Genomic DNA, 17,225 nt, shown 5'->3' with positions numbered 1-17,225 from the left:
TTTAAACTCTAAGTTTGAAGGGATGAAGATACAAATTATTAACGGCCCAAACTTAAACTTGCTGGGGATACGGGAACCAGGGGTGTATGGAAATATGGGGTTCGAGGACTATTTAAAAGAACTTAAAGAAAAATATCCCGCTATAGAAATCAGTTATTACCAGAGCAATGTAGAAGGGGAGCTGATCAACAAACTGCATGAAACCGGTTTTACCTATGATGGTATCATCATCAATGCGGGTGGTTATACACATACTTCTGTTGCCCTTGCAGATGCGATTGCGTCCATTCAAACACCTGTGGTGGAAGTTCATGTATCCAATATCTATGCGCGCGAAGAATACCGCCATGTTTCCCTCACCGGGAAAAACTGTAAGGGGGTCCTCACAGGATTTGGCATGGACGGTTACCGTTTAGCGATGGAGAGCCTGATTAAAATTTAAGCGCTGAAAATTTCCTTACCCCTTTGATAAAGAAGGCCCATACCACGCTGGAGTGGTACACTCCGGTGTGGTTCAGAAAGGATACTTGCTGCCCTGTTCTTTTCTTCGCTGTTTTGCCGATTCTTTTGACAAACTGGTAATGCGCCTTATTGACTGCCGTGGCGAATTTCGTTTCCCCTCTGGCCAGGAATTGCAGTAAAGCGATAAAATCGAGCGTCATCCGTACAACTATTGCCATCACTGCCTGAAAAAAAGGAAGGTTCTTTTGCATAATGATGAGGTTATTGCGGAAATTCAGGAACACTTTGTAGGGACTGTTTGCAGCAAGCGTTCCTGCCCCAACATGGTATACTTCGGCATCAGGGCAATACATCACCTTATATCCTTTGTTTTTCAACCGCCAGCAAAGGTCAATTTCTTCCATATGGGCAAATAGATCGGGATCCAGTCCGCCCACTTCATCCCAGTGTTTTTTCCTGACAAAAAATGCGGCTCCACTGGCCCAGAATACCTCACGGGCATCATTGTACTGTCCCAGGTCAGTTTCCAGTGTATCAAAAATCCTTCCCCGGCAAAAGGGAAAAGCATTGATATCCAGAAAACCTCCTGCCGCACCGGCATATTCAAACTTAGACTTGTCCAGCTGCCACTTCACCTTCGGCTGTGCGGCCGCGACCTGCGGATCGGCTTCCAGCATGGCAATGACAGGTGCGATCCAGTTTTCAGGCACCTCCACATCAGAATTCAATAAAATGTAATAGTCTGCCTCAACCCGGCTCAATACGCGGTTATATCCTTCCGCAAAACCATAATTGCTGTCGTTTTTAATTACGCTGACACTGGGGAAATTGGCTTCTACAAAAGCTACAGAGTCGTCCGTGGATCCATTATCTCCAACAATGACCTGAAGATGTTCGTAGCGTGTTTTGACCACACCCGGTAAGAACCTGGATAACAACTCTTTTCCATTCCAGTTCAGGATAACAACGGCCACACTTGGCACCGGCTTGACATTAATTAAAATTGACATCTATAAGAAAAACATTTTTTTTATGATTATTTTGCCCAATTGAGAATGCAAACATAAATTAACCGATGCACAGTTCAGCTATATTTCCACTTTTTTATCTTCCGCCAGTAAGTTATTTTTCTGCCCTGAATGACCATAATTTTGAATTTCTACTGGAGAAGGAAGAACACTTCCCAAAACAAACCTACAGGAACAGGACCAGAATTTATTCACCGAACGGAAAGCTGGATTTGTTTTTACCGGTGATCAAAGGCTCAAAGTTCCATACTAAGGTAAAAGATGTAAAGATCAGCTATGATTTTAAATGGCAGCGCCTGCATTGGCTGAGTATTGAAAGCTGTTACCGCAATTCGGCCTACTTTGAATATTACGAAGACGAATTTGTCACTTTCTATGAAAAAAAATACGATTACCTGTTTGATTACAACCTGGAGCTGTTTCAATGGGTACTAAAACAGCTGAAGAAAAATACAGAACTGCAGTTCACTGAAGAATATATCAAAGAATTGCCGCCTGAGTCTGATTTCAGGACTAAACTGCATTTCAAGAATCCCGAATATACAGTGCCGGTGAAACCTTACTTCCAGGTATTCGAAGACAGAATGGGATTTTTACCAAACCTGAGCATTGTAGATTTGTTGTTTAACCAGGGACCACAGTCCAAACACTACCTGTAAGTCATGGATAAACACAAACTCCGGAAGAAAAAACAGTATATCTTACCGAAAGCCGGAACCAGTCCCGGCCTGATCTATATTGATGAAAATTCCCTTCCACCAAAAATTACAGTCCACCGATTCAATAGTGAAGGCTATGAGGAGAAAAGCCTGGAGAACATCAACCAGATCCTGAAAATTACCGGCGATAAAACCGCTACCTACTGGATCGAAATCCATGGCTTTGCCTCAATGGAGCTGTTTGAAACGCTGAACAGGGACCTTCACATCAATAAATTGGTACTGGAGGATATCACCAGGACTTATCAGCGGCCAAAAATGGAAGAATACGACAGTTATGTATTCGCTGTTAGCCGCATGTTATTCCTGGATGAAGAAGACAGTCTGGCGAACGACCAGATTGCTTATATCCTCACTGAAAATACACTCATCACCTTTCAGGATACATACGAGGACTGCCTGGATGCGGTAAGATTAAGGTTAAAGGCAGGGAAGGGGAGCATCCGCATCACCGGAAGCAGTTACATCATGTATGCCATTATGGATGTCATTGTCGACACGTATTTTGAGATCCTTGGCAAATGGAGTGAGGACCTGGATGTCATCGAAGACCGTTTATTGGAGAAACCGGAAAAGTCTATTCTGTATGAGACACAACATATCAAGCGGAACCTCATCAATATCAGGAGGGTCGCCTGGCCGGAACGGGATAAATTAAACGACATGCTGAGAAGTGATAGTCCGCTGATCAGCGATCAGACTAAAATCTATATCCGTGATGCGTACGACCACTGTATTCAGATCATTGACCTGGTGGAATCATTAAAGGAGATTTCGGCAACGAATGTGGATATGTATTTATCCATCATCAGCAACAGGATGAATGAAATCATGAAAGTGCTGACCATTATATCCTCTATATTTATTCCACTGACCTTCATTGCGGGGATATATGGGATGAATTTTGCAGATAAAGATCCGATTACCGGAAAACTGCTCCCTGATAATATGCCTGAACTCTATCAGGCATATGGTTACCGCTATACCATGATTGTCATGCTGGTGATTGCCATTGTACAGGTGATCTATTTTTGGCGAAAAGGCTGGTTTAAGTAGATTTAGAAGGGTTAAAAAGGAAAATATCCTTACCTTAGCTCAACATGCAATCATTCGAACTTGATAAAACAGACGTCTCCAGGTTAAAGACGGCCCTTAACAGTAGTGACAGTCAGCTGGCTATCACACTGGATGAGTATCATGCGTCCGAGATTGCCATCTTATTCGAAAGTCTCACCAAGGAAGACCGTCAGCGGATCATTAACCTTCTGCCTGTGGAAACGGCTTCGGAGATCATTTCCGAGATGCATGAGGAAGCCCATCCGGAAGAGCTTTTGCTGCAGTTACATCCTGATAAACGTACTGAAATTGTTGAAGAACTCGACTATGATGATGCAACGGATATCATTTCACAGCTGGAGGAACATGACCAAAAAGAAATCCTGGGCAACCTGAACGAAGATGATGCATCGAACATCAGGAATCTGCTGAGCTACGACGAATACACTGCCGGCGGACTGATGAACACTCAGTTCATCAGGATATACCTTCACATGACCAAGAAAGATGCCATTGATGAGATCATCAGGCAGAGTGAGGAAATTGAAGAATTTTATACCATTTTTGTGATCGATAACCACAATGTGTTCCAGGGCATCGTATCCTTAAAAGACATCATCAAAGCAAAGGGCAATGAAGAAATCACCGCACTGGTGAAAACTGATGTCGCCTGGGTAAGTGCAGATACCGACCAGGAAGAAGTAGCGCGCTTAATTTCCCAATACAATATCACCAGTATTCCGGTATTGGACAAAGAGATGAAACTGCTGGGACGGGTTACCTTTGACGACGTAATTGACGTACTGGAAGATGAAAATACAGAAGATATCCTTAAAATTTCAGGGGTATCAGAAGATGAAGAGCTGAGTGGTAACTGGATTGAGGCGGTAAAATCACGTTTACCCTGGTTGATCCTGAATCTTGCAACCGCCTTTCTGGCTTCTTCCGTAGTGCGTTACTATGAGCCTGCACTGAAGAATATTGCCGTACTTTCTGCGTATATGGTTATTATTGCCGGAATGGGTGGAAATGCAGCCACACAGGCATTGGCCGTAACCGTCAGGCGTATTTCCCTGAATGATTTAACGGACAACCAGGCCTACCGCACCGTCTTGAAAGAGTTTACCGTAGGTTTAATCAACGGAGCGGTAACAGGAATGATTGTATTTCTCTTTTCTCTGGGATTTGATAAAAATCCATTGCTGGGTGTGGTAATCTTTCTGGCGATGACCGGCAACCTGCTGATTGCAGGGGTAACCGGCGCAGCAATTCCATTGATCCTGAAGAGGGTAGGGATTGACCCTGCGATTGCTTCCTCCATTATCATCACGACCTTTACCGACGTATTTGGATTTTTACTGTTGCTTGGACTGGCCAGCCGCTTATTGCTGTAACTCTGTAAAAAGGAAAAGAGCATATGAATCAGGTCCATACACTCTTAAATCCTAAAATTTAAAAAAAGAATTTTAAGCTGAACGGCTAAGAATTAAATGGCAGTTACCCTTACCTCAATATTTCCTCTGGTTGCTTTGGAGTATGGACAAGCCTTGTGCGCCTTTTCGGCCATAGATTGCGCTTCTTCCTGACTGATTCCGGGGATATGTACATCCAGCTCTGCTGACAATACATAAGCATTACCATCCTGATTAAAGGATACATGGACATCTACGGTTGCCTCCGTCGTATCCACACCTGCAGTTTTACCCACAGATCCCAGTGCACCTAAATAACAGGGACCCCAAGCAGCTGCAAACAGCTGTTCCGGGTTTGTTGCACCACCCTGGCCACCCAGTTCTTTGGGGGTTCTTACCTCAAATTCTATTGTATTGTCGCTCGATTTAATATGGCCGTCACGACCACCTTTTGCTGTAACTACAGCGGTATATAGCTTTTCCATTATATTATTTGTTATAATAAGATAACAGTGGATTTGCTTTTATGTTTTACAAATTAATTTTCTCTGAAAGCTTAAAAATATCATATGCTACCTTCTGGATCAGATCAAACTGCTCAATAATAAGCACTTCGTCTGCACGCATTCCTTTTTTGATGGCATCTGAAGTTTTTGCCAGGGGTACATTGCTGATTTCCCCGTTATTCTTCACCAGGTATTGGGAAGACTGATTCAGCAGGTAAATGGTATTGCTGACCACAGGTTTCAAGGCCTCCGGATTGGTCATCGTATAGGCATGTTCTTTATAATATAGCGACAGGGTTGCGATATAGGAAGATAACAGATGATTCAGCGCGGTAAACTGGTGCAATTCCTTCATCAGGAATTGTTTGCTTTTGGGCTCAGAAAACATCCGTTGAAATAAGGAAGCTAAATTCGCAGAAGCCACATACACTTCTTTCCTTGCCACTTTATAATTGGTCAGGTTTTGTTCCTTTTCAAAATAGAGATAGGTCATCTGTTCAAAATAATCCATATTGGAACTTAAAGTTTTCAGCATCGCTTCCTTCAGGTTGATATGCTCCCAATTGGGGAAGAGCGTATAACTTCCCAGCAAGGCGATACCTGAGCCAATCAGTGTATCATAAATTCTTTCCCTTGCAATAGAAAGACTTCCCATGCCAAGAAAATCAAACAAGACCAGGATATAGGGGGTCATGAACAAGACGCTGACCACATAATTTTTACGCTGGAAACTATATGCCCCAATCATACAGATCAGCAAGATTACAAACAGTGCATTTTTATCGTGGATATACACCAGGATTCCCATGCCGAGGAATGCCCCGACGACGGTACCAATCAGACGCTGGTAATTCCTTTCCTTGGTGAGACTGAATCCGGGTTTGGAAATTACCAGGATGGTCAGCAATACCCAGTAACTATGGGAAGAGTTTAGCATACGTGCAACCAGGAAGCCGATCAGCATGACAATAGCCACCCTTAGCGAATGCCTGAAGGTACTGGAGCTAAAGGTCAGGTTTTCAAACATCAGTTTACTGTCAATGGTCTGGCGCGTAATAAACTTTTCCGTATCGATATCCCGGTTCTTCAGCTTTTTCTTTTCATTTTTATTAAAATATCCGTTAATCGTTTTGACACGGGCAAGAATATTTTCAATATTGACCTCAATATTTTTAAGGGCGATGATGCCGAGTGTATTGTATCTGCCATCGGTATTTTCCTTCTCCAGGGTAAGGATCTCGTTCTTCAGTGCCTCCACTTCTTCCACGAGGGTAACAGGTGAACGGGGGATACCGCCGGTTTTCAGGGCAAAGGCGATTTCATCCAGTTCAATGGCAATCCTGGTGATTACCATTCCATAACGTTTCAAAATACCTACCGCATCGAATTGCTCATGGAGGAGATTGTAATTGTAATAGGTAGACATTACTTGTTCATACAAGTCCACCATATCCACGAATACGACCAGTAAAAACCTTCCTTCGGGTGTAGAATCCCTTACGATCTCCCTGGTTTTAAATAACACTTCGCGGACAGCATCCTGTTTTTCATGGACCTGGATCTGAAGTTCCAGCAAATCGGCATAGTTCTCTTCATAATTGACATTCTGGTTGTAGAACTTTGCTTTTGCCCTCAGGAATTCGCTCACTTCATGTATGGAGTCGCTCAGCGTCTGCTGGACAATGCGGAAGGGGCGGAGCCGGTAAAAGAAATAACTCAGGAAAGTGTACCAGAGACTTCCGCCGAGGATCAGCAGGGAGTACACCAATACATCTTCCCATGGCCTGATATCGTCGATACTGAGCACGAGGATCAGCAATGCGGCCGTACCCACTGAAGCAGCGCGGGTTCCATAGAGGAAGAACATGGAAAATATAAAGCTAAAAATTACCAATAGAAATCCGATGAAATACGGATTCTTATTGGTCAGTCCAACCAGCATGGAGAGTAAAGTGATCACCGCTGTAGTTAGCAGCATTGCATTTCTGCGGTGTACAATTGGGCCTGGACTATCCACCACACTCACGCACAACGCACCGAGTGAAAGGGTCATCCCATAATTCAGCATTCCGTATTGGGCCAGGATAAGGGAAGGAAACAATACACCGACAGTAATACGGAGTCCGTCAGCAAAATAAGTACTTAATAAGAAATCCTGAATATCTCTGATTGGCCGGTCTAGCATTCTAAAATAGGTTATAATCCTTTATCCTCAATAATCTGACCATAACGATAGGTTTAGGGCAGAAATTAACATTAACTATGGTACTTTTTCAGTGTCGAAGAACAGACAAATAATCCCGCGAGGGTCAGCAGTGCAGCCAGAATAAATGGTGCCCCAGGGAAATACATGCCACTGTTTTTGACGCTGAACCAGGCAAATAGATTGGTCATCATCAGGGGGCCAACAATAGAAGCCGCACTCATTAATCCTGCCATGACACCCTGTATTTCCCCTTGTGCATTGGCTTCCACCTGATTGGAAATAATTCCCTGCATAGCCGGACCAAAAATACCTGCGAGACAATAGGGTAAGATGATGGCAAACATCATCCAGCTTTTAGTTGCGAAAGCAAACAATATAAATCCGATGATATACAGGATCAGCCCCAGGTACACTGCTTTCACCTGTCCGATTTTTGGAATAATCACACGGATCAATCCGCCCTGGACAATCCCCACAACGACACCAACGAAGCCGAGGGAATAACCCACCCAGGCTTCATTCCAACTGAATTTTTCCATGGTATAGTAAGTCCAGGCCGATTGTACGGCATGGCCGGCAATATAGAGGAGGAGCAGGGTAGCCAGTAAACCGGTAATGGCAGGATATTTTTTAATCTGCAGCAGGGCACCTGCAGGGTTGGCGCGTTTCCATTCAAACTTACGGCGATTTTCCTTTGCGAGGGATTCAGGCAGAATAAAATATCCATAAAGCCAGTTGATCAATGCTAAAACTGCAGAAATAATAAAAGGCACCCGTAATCCGTACTGGCTGAAAACACCGCCGATCACAGGCCCGATAATAAATCCGATCCCAAATGCAGCTCCAACAAGACCGAAATTCTGCGCCCTTTTTTCCGGAGTACTTACGTCAGCGATATACGCCTGTGCCGTGGTGAAACTGGCACCGGTAATGCCGGCAAGAATTCTTCCCACAAAAAGCCAGAAAATGCTCGGTGCAAAAGCCAGGAAAATATAATCTATCCCAAGGCCGAACAGAGAACCTAAAAGTACGGGTCTACGGCCAAATCTGTCACTTAGGCCACCCAATACAGGCGCGCTGATAAATTGCATAATGGAATAAGATAAAGTCAGCCAGCCGCCGTAAACAGCCGCTAAACTTAATCCGCCACCAGTCAGTTCTTCAATGAGTTTAGGGAAAACCGGAATAATGATCCCAAAACCTGTAAAATCTATAAGTAATGTGATGAAGATAAATCCGATTGCGGATTTCTTTTTTGAGGCCATAATTGCGTTTGATCTGTAAATTTAACGGAATTTATGGATGTTTGGGAACCTTTATCAATTATATTGGAAATCCATTGTGAGCCAGTACCCTTATAAAAATATTGATCAGGTTAAAGAATGCGCTCAGGTTCTTTGAATTACCCGGATATTGTGGTTATTCATAACAGTTCATAATTAATATTATGTTAAGTACGATTGTTTACAACATCACCTCTTCCCAAATTATCAACTTTCCAGTCTCTTGTATACAATAAACAAAAAAGGCAGCGAATAACGCTGCCCGATTGCTATATGATGTTTAACACTTAATATTCATCCAGTTGTGCGCGTAACTCCTGAACTTTATCAAAGCGGTTTTTTCTGGTGTAGATTTCGATCAGCAGATTGATGGTAGTTTTATCTTTCTTCCTGATATCGTGTGCACGTAAAAGAATCACCTCTGCTCTGTTTAAGGAAGATGAAAACTTAGCTACATCTTTATCCTGTGATGCCAGCGCCTGGTTACCCGTACTGATGTAGACCAGTCCCAACTGGTATAAGGCATCAAAATATTTCTGGTCAAGGCTAATGGATTTATTATAGGCCAGTTCTGAGGTACTCAAATTCAGATTTTTCTGGTGTAGATATCCATATAGATAATACAACAGTTTGTCTTTCGTCTCTACTTTTAACGTATTTTCAATCACCTTTCCAGCTTCAGCATACCGTTCATTGTCCAGCAGTAAATTGATGTAATCATTTGTCAGTGAAGTATTGTAAGGATTCAGGCGTATTCCCTCTTCAATCATTTTTATGGCTTGTGCATTATCCAGTTTTGACACATAAATATTGGCCATTTTCTGGAAGACCACGGGATTCTTCATTCCGTTATCTTTTGCCTTTTTGAAATAGGTCAATGCCTCGCTGTCTTTTTTCAGTGCTTCAGCACTCAATGCAGTATTTACGGCAAGTGTACTGTCATTAGGGAAAAAGTTACTCACGTCCTTAAGGAAACCATAGGCCGCATTGAAATCATTCTTCTCAAATGCTGCATTTCCTTTGCGTTGCTTTTTAATATTGATATTATAAATTGACGCAGCGATCAATCCGGAATTGTCTTCAAACTTATCGAAACTTTTAGCTGAATCTATGGCCTGTAGCGCAAGGTCATAATACTTATCTGAATTGGACTCATTGGGATCAACAATGGAAATATAGGAACTCAGGTATGATTTAATTGCCCAGGTCTCCGGCCATTTCCTTGTTTTCTTGTCTTTTTCTGTTGATTCACTTGCTTTTATCCCCTCTGCCAGTATCGCCATCTGTGCTTTTTCATCCTGTTTATTGGCGATAGCGGCCTGTAGCTTTCCAACGCTGTTCCTGGCGATCTGCATTTGTGTTTTCTGTGCGTGAACGTTGTTTATATTAAGCAGCAAGGTCAGTGCAGCGGGAATAAAATATCTCTTATCAATCATATGTTCGGGATTAAGCTTATGTACAAATTTATATAAAAAAAAAGAGGGATAAAACATATCCCTCTTTTTATATTCAATAACTAAAAATATTAGCTTTTCGCAGCAGCGTCAAGTAATTTTTTTGTCGCTTCGTAATTTACTTTATCATCTTTAAAAAGGTAAATGATTTTTAGGTTCTCCAATGCAGAAGTCATTTTAGGATCCAATTCATATGCTTTTTTATAGTATGGTAATGCCTGGTCGATAAAGCCGATCATTTTAGCTGTAATTGCATCAAATTCCTTTTTCTTTTTAGGATCCAGTGCATTTCTCTTCGGCTGTAAATCTAAGGCCTGTTTGTAGTAGGTATCGCCCATAGCATATTGATATGAAGCATTTTTACCATCTTTGGCAATCAGTTTACTCAACAACTCCTGTGATTTGGCTACATTTCCTTGTTTAATATACAGGTCTGTCTGCATCCCTACGAAGTAAGGGTTTTCAGGATATTTGGCAATCGCTTCCTCTAATAGCGCTGTACCGGCAACTGAATCTTTTACTTTTTCGAACGTCGTAGAAATGATTTCACTGTACAGAGCTTCGCTTTCTTTATAACCAAGACCGATCGCCTGTTTGAAATTTTTCACCATTTCCGGATAATTTTCAATTTGTTTAGCAGTTACACCAGCATTGACAAAGTTTGAAGTATCGGTAGGATTTTTAGCAGTCACCTGGTTAAAGAACTCCAGTGCAGCTTTATAATCCTTTTTGTTGTAAGCAAAGATCGCCCTGTTTCTCGCTGCATTTGACAAGGTAACTTCAGCTTCCTGAATGTTTTCCTTCTCCTCGCCTTTCGTATCCAGTTCTTTTGCTTTAACGATTGCCTCTTCAGCAATTTTGTCGTTAGCCAATGCATTGGTCACATTCAATGAATCAATAAAAGAGATTCTTGATGCGAACAGTGCCCTGTACGACCATGCTTCAGGCATACCTTTAGATTTCTCGTGTGCAATGGCTTTGTCAGTCGTTGCCAATCCTTCACCAAGAGTCTTTAAAGTGGCATCTAAAGTCTGGGTCTGAGAACCTAATCTTGCGAGAGCCCATGCATTTTTAGCTTTCGTAACTTCACCCTTTTGAGCATTTGCATAGGTGGCAGCACCTACTAATAGCATACTTAAAAGTACTTTTTTCATATTATCTGTTTTTAATTTATTTGATTAAATTAATTTTCATCGGTATCATCAGACTCGTCTTCAGTATCCTCCTCATCTTCGGCATCTTCCTCCTCGATCTCTTCCTCAGCCTCTGCTTCATCTGTTACTGTTCCAACAGCAGTTCCCTCTGCTACCTCTTCTGTACCTGCAATAACTACACCATCTTCTGCGCCTTCCTCTTCTGTTTCATCCTCATGTTCAATTTTTGCAACTGATGCAATGGCATCATTGCCTTTTAAATTGATCAGGCGAACTCCTTGTGTAGCTCTTCCAATTACCCTTAACTGACTCAATACAATCCTGATCACGATACCCGATTTGTTGATAATCATCAAATCGTCAGCATCCGTTACACTCTTAATAGCAATTAAATCTCCGGTTTTCTCGGTAATCGTAATCGTTTTAACTCCTTTACCACCTCTGTTAGTAACGCGATAATCATCGATATCAGTACGTTTACCGTAACCTTTTTCTGAAACGACCATTACGGTAGCTTCCGGATCATCTACAGCGATCATACCGACTACCTCATCTTTATCGTGTCCAAGTGTTACACCACGTACGCCGGTTGCAGTCCTGCCCATTGGCCTTACGGTCGATTCATTGAACCTGATGGCACGTCCTGAACGCAGGGCCATCACAATCTCGCTTGATCCGCTGGTTAAACTGGCTTCCAGTAACTGGTCACCTTCATTGATATTAATTGCATTGATACCATTTACCCTTGGTCTCGAATAAGCTTCCAGTGAAGTTTTCTTAATCGTTCCCTTTTTAGTACACATGATAATATAGTTATTCTCAAGATATTCCTGATCTTTCAGGTTTTTCACCTTGATATAAGCTTTAATTTTTTCCTCTTTAGGGATATTGATAATGTTCTGGATAGCTCTTCCTTTACTTAAGCGTGATCCTTCAGGAATTTCATATACCCTTAACCAGAAACAACGTCCTGTTTCGGTGAAGAACAACATATAGTTGTGGTTTGAGGCAATTAACAGGTGTTCAATAAAGTCTTCATTTCTGGAATCACTTCCTTTTGAGCCTTTACCACCCCTGGCCTGTGTACGGTATTCTGTCGCAGGTGTACGTTTAATGTATCCTTCATGAGAAATCGTGATGACCACTTCTTCATCCTCAATGAAGTCTTCCATGCTCATGTCTTCCGCTGAATGTACGATCTGAGTTCTGCGCTCATCACCATATTTATCCAGCATCTCTTTAAGCTCGTCTGTAATGATCTGCATACGCAAACCTTCATCATTCAATACAGAATTTAAGTAGTCGATGGTTTTCATCAACTCATTGTACTCCTCTTTAATCTTATCTCTTTCCAGACCTGTCAAACGACGCAATGTCATATCCAGGATTGCTCTTGCCTGAATATCACTCAGGGCAAACTGATCCATCAGACCCGTCCTGGCTTCTTCCGGTGTACTTGATCCGCGGATCAATTTAATGACTTCGTCGAGGTGGTCTAAAGCAATCAATAAACCTTCAAGAATATGTGCACGTTTCTGTGCTTCATTCAATTCAAATTTCGTACGGCGAACCACGACCTCATGTCTGTGGTCCACAAAGTGCCTGATCAGGTCTTTCAGGTTCAGCAACTGCGGACGACCATTCACCAAAGCAATATTGTTGACGCTGAATGAAGTTTGTAAGGCAGTTTGTTTGAACAGGTTGTTCAGTACGATGGAAGCATTCGCATCACGTTTAATTTCATAAACGATACGGATACCATCCTTATTCGACTCATCCTTGATATTGGAAATCCCTTCAATCTTTTTCTCTCCTACCAGTTCCGCGGTACGTTCGATCATCATGGCCTTATTCACCTGATAAGGGATTTCAGTAACGATAATGGTTTCCCTGTCTTTTACCGTTTCAATTTCCGCTTTGGCACGCATCACAATACGTCCGCGACCCGTTTCAAAAGCTTCCTGAACTCCATTGTATCCATATATTATTGCACCGGTAGGAAAATCCGGTCCTTTAACGAACTTCATCAATTCAGGAATAGTGATCTCATTATTTTCTATATAAGCTATCGTAGCACCAATAACCTCTGTAATGTTATGCGGAGGCATATTGGTTGCCATACCTACTGCGATACCTGAAGCACCATTGATCAGCAAGTTGGGAACTTTCGAAGGCAATACTGTGGGTTCCTGCAGGGAATCATCAAAGTTCAGCTGGAAATCAACTGTATCTTTATTGATATCGGCAAGCATATCCTCAGCAATTTTCTGGAACCTTGCTTCCGTATAACGCATTGCTGCCGGTGAGTCACCGTCTATAGATCCGTAGTTACCCTGTCCCTCAACAAGCAGGTAACGAAGGCTCCACTCCTGTGCCATCCTCACCATTGTCATGTATACGGAAGAGTCACCATGCGGGTGATACTTACCAAGTACCTCCCCAACAATACGGGCAGATTTTTTGTAAGGTCTGTTGTTGGCAAGCCCCAGGTCAAGCATACCAAAAAGCACACGTCTGTGTACTGGTTTTAACCCGTCACGTACATCAGGTAAAGCCCTGGAAACAATAACGGACATCGAGTAATCGATGTAAGCAGACTTCATCTGCTCGTCTATGTCAATTTTGATTATTTTGTCGTTCTCCTGATTTTCTAAATCTTCTGCCATAAATAGTAATGTTCGTTAAAAACGATTTTATAAGGTAATGTTATAACCTTGCGAATCTACGAAAATATTGCTGTTTAAGCGTATTGTGGAAAAAAATTAAGCCCAGTCTATCCCTTTTATCAACTTACCCAGAGTTGTAGCCTCTAAACTGTTTTCAGCAGGTTTATGGTCGTACACCCATTTAGCCGTTGGCGGTAAGCTCATTAGGATAGATTCAATCCTTCCATTGGTCTCTAAACCAAACTTTGTTCCCGAATCATAGACCAGGTTAAATTCTGCATAACGGCTCCTGCGCAGGTACTGCCACTCCTGTTCTGCCTCCGTATATTCCTTATCACGGTTCCGGTCGATCAGTTCTGTATATATGGGTATAAAGGAATTGCCTACGGCCAGGGAGAATTCAAACAACTGTTCCCAGTCCAGTCCGGTATTCTCAGGTTTTAGCCTGTCATAAAAGATTCCTCCAACACCCCGTGTTTCCTGACGGTGTTTGATAAAGAAATAATCGTCTGCCTGTTTTTTAAATTTGGCATAGAACGAAGCATCAAATTCATCACAGGTCTGTTTAAGGATATGGTGAAAATAGCGGGCGTCTGTATCAATGACATAATGGGGAGTTAAATCAATTCCACCGCCAAACCACCTGGTCTGTTCATCCATTTCGAAATAACGGATGTTCATATGTATAATCGGTACAAAAGGATTCACCGGGTGGATCACAATGGAAACACCACAGGCAAAAAACTCATCATTGTCTACTTTAAAAGCATTCTTCACGCTCTCGGGAAGCTTTCCGTATACCGCTGAGAAATTGACTCCACCTTTTTCAATCACATCACCATGCTGAAAAATACGGGTGCGGCCACCGCCCCCTCCTTCGCGCTCCCAGATTTCCTGTACAAACTTCCCTTTACCATCTGCGAGTTCCAAACTGTGGCAGATTTCATCCTGAATTTTCTGGTATTCCTTTACAATCTTATCTTTTAACATCTTCTCCGAATCTATAATCAAAGTTAAGTTTTATACCAGCGCGATTACCTTTCCGGGTAAAGAACTTGCTTCAATTTTACACTAAAACAATAAAGGCTTGCCCAATGCCTGCCTTTATTGTCATTTCATCTTCATTTAAGGAGTTTTGTCCCGAAAGGTGGAGTATTTAAGGTTTAAATTCGTGTAAACAAGCATTGCCTTTTTGTGTTTCGGGTATTTTATTACAAAAAAGGTGCAGCCTTGCGGGCTGCACCTTTTAAAAAATTAATTAATTAAGTAGTCTGCCTTATTTTTTTGGCATCAAAACAGCATCAATGACATGTGTTACGCCATTGCTAGATACCGCATCAGTAATCGTGATTTTAGCATCGTTGATAAACCACTGGTTGTCTTTGTAACTCAGTTTCACTTTCTGTCCCTGAACGGTAGTCAGTTCAAGACCATCTTTCAAATCTGCAGCTTTATACGTACCTGCGATCACATGGTAGGTCAAGATACCGGTAAGATCTTTTTTCATTTCCGGCTTTAATAGTTTATCTACTGTACCGGCAGGTAATTTTGCAAAAGCTTCATTGGTCGGTGCAAAAACCGTAAAAGGACCTTTTCCACTTAAAGTTTCTACCAATCCTGCAGCCTTAACAGCAGCAACAAGAGTGGTATGGTCACTCGATCCCAGGGCATTCTCCACTATATTTTTTGTAGGCACCATCAATGCGCCACCTACCATCACCCCTTCCTGCGTGTGCATTGTCGTATCTGCCATGGCCATTGAGGTATCCATTGCACTGCTATCTGTCATGGTACTGTCTGTAGCATTCGTTTTTGAAGAACTACATGCGCAAACTAATGCAAGAAAGGAAAGTCCCATTGCTGCATTAAAAAAATTCTTTTTCATAGATTTCGTTTTGATTTAAGGTATAGTTTTGTTTATTGGCTATTGTCTTAGAACTAACGAAATCTATGCCCGGACGGTTTTATGTAATGGAATTTAAACAGCAGTTGTTTAATCCGGCTTTCCTGTGGAAGTCTTTTACACTGGCCATTGGAAAATAAACCGGTGCTGCTGCTCATGAAAAATATAACTGATTTGCATCCCTGACACCTCTGCTATTTGTTTAACAATAGAAAGTCCGAGTCCATTATGTTTGCTGTACTGCTCCGCTTTATAAAAACGATTAAATAATTTTGTGGTATCCAGTCCCTTGGATTTTGCCGTATTGGCGATTTCCAGTTTTCCCGGAACCAGCAGGATGCTTATGGTTCCGCCATTCACATTATGACGTCCGGCATTGCTTAAAAGATTATTCAAAAGGATGTCAATCAGTTCGGGATTAGCCTGGATGGAACTCTCCTGAAGTTCAGCACCAAGGCTAATCTTTTGACCTTCCCAAAGTTCATTAAACTGCTGAATTTTTTCTTCTATCCTTTTGTCCAGGCTGATGGTTTCCATTGCAGTAAACTGATGATTTTCAATCTTTGCCAGTAAAAGCAGCGACTGATTCAATTTAGAAAGCCTGCTTAAAGCTCCATAAGCACTTTTTAGGGCTTCAGTTTGCCCTTCTGAGAGCCCCTCGTCCTGAATGACCAGATCGAGTTTGGACCGGATGATGGCGAGTGGTGTTTGAGTTTCATGCGAAGCATTTTCAGTAAATTCTTTTAAGATCCTGTAATCTTCTTTTGCGCCCCCAATGGCCTGGGCAAGGCTTTGGTTCATCAGGGTGAATTCCTCAATATCAGATTCCGGCAGGACAGGATCTGATTTACTGCCCAGTTTAAATCGCTGCATCTCCGCCATAGCTGTATAAAAGGGCTTCCAGAGTTTTTTAAGGACAATATAATTCAGTAATATGGAAACGGTAATGATCACCAGAAGAATGGCCAGCGTACTATAGGCAATCGTCCTGATCAGTGTTTTCGTTCCCTCCAGGGGTTTTGCAATAGTAATTTTATAGATCTCACCCTTTACCCGCTGGGTAAAAACCATTTGTAGAAAGGTCTCCTTCTTTTTGTCGCTGATATTATAGAGGGTTTCCTGGCTTACTTTTTTCTTTCGCTCATGGTCGGTCAGCTCATAATTCACCTGCACTTCCTCGAAATTTTTGAACACTGGTAAAGCATCATTTGCTTTCACATATTTTTTAACCTGGTCTTTGTACTTATCAAGCGCCTCATCTACTTCATGCACCAAAACTTTACTAATGAGCACATAATAGGTACATCCTGCAGTTAAAAAAAGGACAACCATTACTGCGAGATTGATCCGGTTATATTTTGTGAATAATTTCATGC

14 protein-coding genes are annotated in these 17,225 nt (G+C 42.1%); 4 read left to right on the top strand and 10 right to left on the bottom strand.

The window, feature by feature from the left end:
* The first annotated feature begins 22 nt into the window (after window positions 1-22).
* The gene (gene aroQ, locus ACSBL2_RS13995) at window positions 23-442 is read left to right on the top strand and encodes a type II 3-dehydroquinate dehydratase (RefSeq protein ID WP_442587151.1); all 420 of its coding nucleotides are present in this window, start codon (window positions 23-25) and stop codon (window positions 440-442) included.
* Here the strand turns inward: aroQ and ACSBL2_RS13990 are convergent.
* Window positions 432-1,472 (bottom strand): glycosyltransferase family 2 protein, encoded by a 1,041-nt coding sequence (locus tag ACSBL2_RS13990; protein WP_442587150.1) that lies wholly within the window; start codon window positions 1,470-1,472, stop codon window positions 432-434. The genes aroQ and ACSBL2_RS13990 overlap by 11 nt on opposite strands.
* A 65-nt stretch (window positions 1,473-1,537) precedes the next feature.
* Here ACSBL2_RS13990 and ACSBL2_RS13985 point away from each other — a divergent pair, with 65 nt between their 5' ends.
* The 3 genes from ACSBL2_RS13985 to mgtE are packed head-to-tail and all read left to right on the top strand — an operon-like array spanning window position 1,538 to window position 4,659.
* Window positions 1,538-2,149: a WbqC family protein gene (locus tag ACSBL2_RS13985; protein ID WP_442587149.1), complete on the top strand. Its 612-nt coding sequence runs from the start codon at window positions 1,538-1,540 to the stop codon at window positions 2,147-2,149.
* 3 nt (window positions 2,150-2,152) lie between these two features.
* Window positions 2,153-3,265 carry a magnesium/cobalt transporter CorA gene (gene corA / locus ACSBL2_RS13980; protein WP_442587148.1) on the top strand — a complete coding sequence of 371 codons (1,113 nt, stop codon included), beginning with the start codon at window positions 2,153-2,155 and terminating at the stop codon, window positions 3,263-3,265.
* Between the two features lie 44 nt (window positions 3,266-3,309).
* A complete protein-coding gene (mgtE, locus tag ACSBL2_RS13975; RefSeq protein ID WP_442587147.1) occupies window positions 3,310-4,659 on the top strand; it encodes a magnesium transporter in 1,350 nt (449 codons plus the stop codon).
* A 92-nt stretch (window positions 4,660-4,751) separates the two neighbouring features.
* Here the strand turns inward: mgtE and ACSBL2_RS13970 are convergent, their stop codons facing one another.
* The 9 genes from ACSBL2_RS13970 to ACSBL2_RS13930 all read right to left on the bottom strand — a co-directional run bounded on the left by ACSBL2_RS13970 (window position 4,752) and on the right by ACSBL2_RS13930 (window position 17,223).
* On the bottom strand, window positions 4,752-5,162 hold the full coding sequence (locus ACSBL2_RS13970; RefSeq protein ID WP_442587146.1) for an organic hydroperoxide resistance protein: 411 nt from the start codon (window positions 5,160-5,162) through the stop codon (window positions 4,752-4,754).
* A gap of 46 nt (window positions 5,163-5,208) precedes the next feature.
* Window positions 5,209-7,368: an FUSC family membrane protein gene (locus ACSBL2_RS13965; RefSeq protein ID WP_442587145.1), complete on the bottom strand. Its 2,160-nt coding sequence runs from the start codon at window positions 7,366-7,368 to the stop codon at window positions 5,209-5,211.
* Window positions 7,369-7,439: 71 nt separating this feature from the next.
* Window positions 7,440-8,654, bottom strand: a complete 1,215-nt coding sequence (locus ACSBL2_RS13960; RefSeq protein WP_442587144.1) for a TCR/Tet family MFS transporter — start codon at window positions 8,652-8,654, stop codon at window positions 7,440-7,442.
* Between the two features lie 305 nt (window positions 8,655-8,959).
* Window positions 8,960-10,108: a tetratricopeptide repeat protein gene (locus ACSBL2_RS13955; RefSeq protein ID WP_442587143.1), complete on the bottom strand. Its 1,149-nt coding sequence runs from the start codon at window positions 10,106-10,108 to the stop codon at window positions 8,960-8,962.
* Window positions 10,109-10,197: 89 nt separating this feature from the next.
* Complete coding sequence (locus tag ACSBL2_RS13950; RefSeq protein ID WP_442587142.1) at window positions 10,198-11,280, bottom strand: tetratricopeptide repeat protein; 1,083 nt, start codon at window positions 11,278-11,280, stop codon at window positions 10,198-10,200.
* 29 nt (window positions 11,281-11,309) lie between these two features.
* Entirely contained in the window at window positions 11,310-13,946 is a 2,637-nt protein-coding gene (gyrA, locus tag ACSBL2_RS13945; protein WP_442587141.1) for a DNA gyrase subunit A, read from the bottom strand.
* A gap of 96 nt (window positions 13,947-14,042) precedes the next feature.
* Window positions 14,043-14,936, bottom strand: coding sequence for an oxygen-dependent coproporphyrinogen oxidase (gene hemF, locus ACSBL2_RS13940; RefSeq protein WP_442592239.1), 894 nt, complete (start codon window positions 14,934-14,936; stop codon window positions 14,043-14,045).
* A 286-nt stretch (window positions 14,937-15,222) separates the two neighbouring features.
* Window positions 15,223-15,717, bottom strand: coding sequence for a fasciclin domain-containing protein (locus tag ACSBL2_RS13935; protein WP_442592238.1), 495 nt, complete (start codon window positions 15,715-15,717; stop codon window positions 15,223-15,225).
* Window positions 15,718-15,966: 249 nt separating this feature from the next.
* Window positions 15,967-17,223, bottom strand: coding sequence for a sensor histidine kinase (locus tag ACSBL2_RS13930; protein ID WP_442587140.1), 1,257 nt, complete (start codon window positions 17,221-17,223; stop codon window positions 15,967-15,969).
* Between the last annotated feature and the right edge of the window lie 2 nt (window positions 17,224-17,225).

The organism is Pedobacter sp. AW31-3R, from assembly GCF_052180285.1.
Lineage (GTDB): Bacteria > Bacteroidota > Bacteroidia > Sphingobacteriales > Sphingobacteriaceae > Pedobacter.
Note: the sequence above shows the minus strand (reverse complement) of the source record. Positions and strands in the feature narration are given on the sequence as shown.